Below are 4169 nucleotides of genomic sequence, written 5' to 3'. Positions count from 1 at the left end.
CCTCAGACGTTCGCCGATGCCGGTCGCGTCGGCGCCAATGTCCTCACCCACGTCCTCAACACGACCGTGGCAGGCTTGGCCGACAAGATCGCCGCCTATCGCGAAGCGAGGCAACAGGCCGGGCATGACCCGTCCACCGGCCGGGTTGCGGTGATGCTGCACACCTACATGGACGAAGACGCGGCGGCAGCCATCGCCGAGGCCCGGCCACACCTGCAGAACTACTTCCGATCGCAGTTGAAGCTGCGCAAGGATGTCGGCGCAGCCCTTGGCCTCGACGTGCAAACTGATCATGAACTCTCCGACGAAGTGATCAGCCTTGCCGTCGACCGCTTCCTTGCCAGCAAGGCACTGATCGGCTCCCCGCAATCGTGCCAGGAGACCGTACGCGGCCTGCTCGATGCGGGCGTGGACGAGTTCGCCTGCCTGGTGGACTTCGGTCTGCCCGCAGAACGCGTACTGGCCAGCCTTCCGCATCTGAACCGACTTCGCCTCGTCTCGGGCCGACCGCTCCGTGCTGCAGAACTGCAAACATTGCTCAGCCGCGAACTCCCCGTCTACATGCGTCCTGCCAGCATCATCCTGCTCGACCGGCTTCCGCTGACACCGAGCGGAAAAGTTGATCAACAGGCCTTGCCCGACCCCGCCTGCCTACGCGCCAAGGCAGGCCCTGTTGCGCCGCGAAACGAGATCGAAGCCGGACTGGTCAGGATCTGGGCCGAAGTTCTGCGCCAGGAGCAGGTCGGCATTACCGATGGCTTCTTCGAACTCGGAGGAAATTCCGTCTCCGCCATACGGATGATCAACCGCGCCCAGAAGGCACTCGGCGTGAAGATCTCGGTCCGCGACCTGTTTGAACGCCAGTCGATCGCGGCCCTCGAACTTGGCGGGACCCCGCCGGAAACGCCGCGCAGCGCATTGACCAGATTGTCCAACGATAGCGCGGCGCCACCGCTCTTCTGCGTGCATGGCGGAACCGGAGATGCTGCGCACTACGCCAAACTGTGTTCAGCGATCGGGGAAGCTGCCACTCTGTATGCCATCCAGTACCCGACCCCTCCCGCTGAGGGCGCGGGCCCGGGCACCGTGGCCGGACTCGCACGCAGCTATATCGACCTGATCAGAAGCGTGCAGCCCAACGGGCCCTACCAACTGCTTGGGTGGTCTTTTGGCGGACTGGCGGTCTACGAGATGGCGCGCCAGCTGAAGGCGGCCGGCGAGGATGTCTCCTTCCTGTGCATGCTCGACGCGCTGATCGCCAGCGGTGAGCCACCCAGCCGGAAGTGGCCGGACCAACAGGCGCTGCTCTACATGCTGAAGGTGTATGACCTGATCGGCGACAGCAGCGAACTGGACGAACTGCAGCATCTGGCATCGACCGCTGAAAGTCGCCAACAGCTACTGCAGCGCGCATTGGCGTTCTTCAAACGCAAGCAGATCTATCCCGAGGCYGCTAGTATCGAGGAACTTGACCGACAGCTATCTGCGATCAAGGATGTCATTCACATGAGCATGCACTATCAGCCCGATCGATACGAAGGTGACTTGGTGTACGTCGGTGCCATGGACGATGACCACGACGTTCACGCAATGGTGGGGCGCTGGACCGAACTTGTGGATGGCCACATCGACCTCCTGAAGGTCGATATGCGCCACAACCGGATGTTCGACGACGCCCATATCGGACAGATCGGACAGATCGTCAGTGAGCGATTGAGGCTGCGCGACAGGGAGCTGGTTGACTGAGCGCATAGACCCAGCGCAATGCGCGCGCCCGTTGGACGCGCGCATTGCAGGTCCGCTCCAGGCTGCGACTACCCGCGCCTCCTGCCGATGGTCAGGCAGAAACTTCGTAAACGATGCTCTCTTCCGCGCCTTTGTCCGAATTGATGATGCCGGCGCCGGCCCCACGTTCCATCAAGCGCAGCCAGCAACCGGAATACTGATCGCCAAAGCCGTAGATGCCCCAGACGACGTTGAAAACGCCAAATCCGCTCTCGCCGCGTTGGCCATAGAACGGAAGCGACTGGCAGAACTCCTGCACCAACCAGTTTCCACTTGCCAAGCCTCGCATGACCAGTCTGATCCAGTCCTGGGTTGCCTGGTACTTGCCGACAAAAACGTCATCCCCTTTTCCACCCATCGCAACCTTGATTACGAATCGATCCTTGTTGCGCAGCAGCAGGGAGGGCAGGTCCTCCATAGCACCTTCGAATTCAACTCTGCCAGCGCGGAGCGGTGTTGCCCAAGGCAGGAAGCGTTCGATGATCGTGCACTCTTCATCGCTGAAAGACGCATGCTTGCGATGCCTGTAAAGCAAGGCAAGGGACCGTTTGTCCGCCAAGACCCACTGCAGCGTATTGTCACTCCAGATGATCTGCCCGGTGACGCTGGCCCGGAACAAGCCGGCCGGTGGGTCGTCGTGCGCGGAAAGAATAGCGCCAAGACGCTGACCATCGAGATAGACGCCATCGACTTCGAAAGCGAGGTCGGAAAGCTCAGTCCGGAAATGAATCGCGCCTTCGGCACCATGGTCTTTCAGCGCCTGCTCGAAAATCGACCTGAACATGCGTACGCCGTCCAGGTCGAGGAAATCGTCGTTGATGATGAAAGCAACATTGATCCTGCCATCGGAACCATGCGTCGCCTGCTTCTGAACGGAGCGGATCAGATAGCTCATCTGGCCATACGGGATATTCCGCGAATGACAGTCAAGGTTCTCGAAGAATGGCTGCAATTCACGCTGCTTCCGGTACTGCTGGTCCATCCACTGGATCTGCCAGCCTCCAATGGTGAAACCGAGATTGAGTTCGACGATCTTCAGCCCTTCGCTGGTCAGAATGGCATCAGTACGCTGGCACACGAACTCCGTATTCAAACTATCCGCAAGCACCATTTCGCCCACGACATCCGGCAGACCATAGAACTTGCAGAACCGGCGGGTATCCTTGCCGAACTCCAGCAGCACGGCCCGCATCACCAGTGCGGGTATCCGGCTGACGCACTCCTGCAACGTCCGTTGCATTTCAGGCGAAATGAACCAGGGCCAGGACTGCAACCCAAACTTGTAATTGCGCAGCATCGGCGGCAGATCGTCGTCGAGCAGGTCAAGCCTGGCAAGACATTTCCCTTGCCCCACTGCGTAATCAAGAAAGCGCGCTGCGACAGCGGAGACGCTTGCATGGTTATCGATGATTTCCTTTTCCATGATCCTTTCCCGGGAATGTGACTGAAGGACGGTGAAACCTAGAAAACGCCCACGTTGCGGACTCGGCAACGCCTTCCCTGACAATCTACCTTCTGCAGCTTCCGGCTCAGGTTGGCGCAGGCCGGCGGTGCTTCAAAATGTGAACAGGGACCGCGCAAGCCGATGAACTACCCGACTTTTTACCATATCCGGATGATCTCGTTACGTTGCGAGCCCTACGCATGCGACGGTGCTGCCCGCAGCCTGGAGACACACGCCGATGCGGCCTGTCTGCTGCTGCATTCTGTTCGCGCATGATGCAGACTTGTGCATCGTGGCAACCCGGGCCTAGCGAAATGGATATCGAACTGATGTACCGGACGTATGTACCCTGTGCTGCATTGACCGACTTGAATGGCGGAAAGTGCCCGGCATGAAACTCATTCCCCTCCTCCGTCGCCACCCGTTGCTGGCACGGGTCGTGCTGTTCCTGCTGCTTCCTCTCCTGCTGACCGCTGCCTGGCTGTGGATGGACCTGCTGCGCAGCCTGCCTGATCGGGGCAGCATTACTCTGCGGCAGGTAGACAGGCCGCCGGTGACGCTGAGCAGGGATCACCAAGGCGCCATCCTCATTGAAGCCAGCGCCGATCTCGATGCCTACTACGCCGTGGGCTATGCCCACGCACAGGATCGGCTATGGCAACTGCAGGTACAGCGCTGGATGGTTCGCGGGCGGCTCAGCGAAGTCTTCGGCAAGAAGAGTATCGATTCAGATGTCTGGTTCCGCACCCTTGGGCTGTACAACGCCGCCCGCGAGGCCTGGCCTGCACTGAGTCCTGAGGCCCAGCAATCGCTTTCTGCATACACGCGTGGCATCAATGAGGCAATCGCGGCCAACGCGTCACTGCCACCTGAGTTCCGGCTGCTTGGATTGAAGCCAGAGCCCTGGACCGAAATCGATTCCCTTGCCTGGATCAAAATG

Annotated in this window: 3 protein-coding genes; 2 read left to right on the top strand and 1 reads right to left on the bottom strand. The window is 60.0% G+C overall.

Translation table 11 applies throughout. The features are described 5' to 3' along the window. The coding region (locus AC1DQP_RS17500) for an LLM class flavin-dependent oxidoreductase (protein WP_478052099.1) at positions 1-1746 on the top strand (1746 nt) is incomplete at its 5' end. Between the two features lie 91 nt (positions 1747-1837). Here AC1DQP_RS17500 and AC1DQP_RS17495 read toward each other — a convergent pair. Further along, entirely contained in the window at positions 1838-3208 is a 1371-nt protein-coding gene (locus tag AC1DQP_RS17495; protein WP_478052098.1) for a hypothetical protein, read from the bottom strand. A gap of 412 nt (positions 3209-3620) precedes the next feature. On the opposite strand from AC1DQP_RS17495, the gene AC1DQP_RS17490 reads away from it, so the two are divergent. Further along, positions 3621-4169 (top strand): penicillin acylase family protein (locus AC1DQP_RS17490; RefSeq protein ID WP_478052097.1); only part of this gene is annotated, 549 nt, incomplete at its 3' end.

It is taken from the genome of Stenotrophomonas sp. P5_A8, from assembly GCF_056400545.1.
The sequence above is the reverse complement of the archived record's forward strand: the minus strand, read 5'-3'. Positions and strand labels throughout refer to the sequence as shown.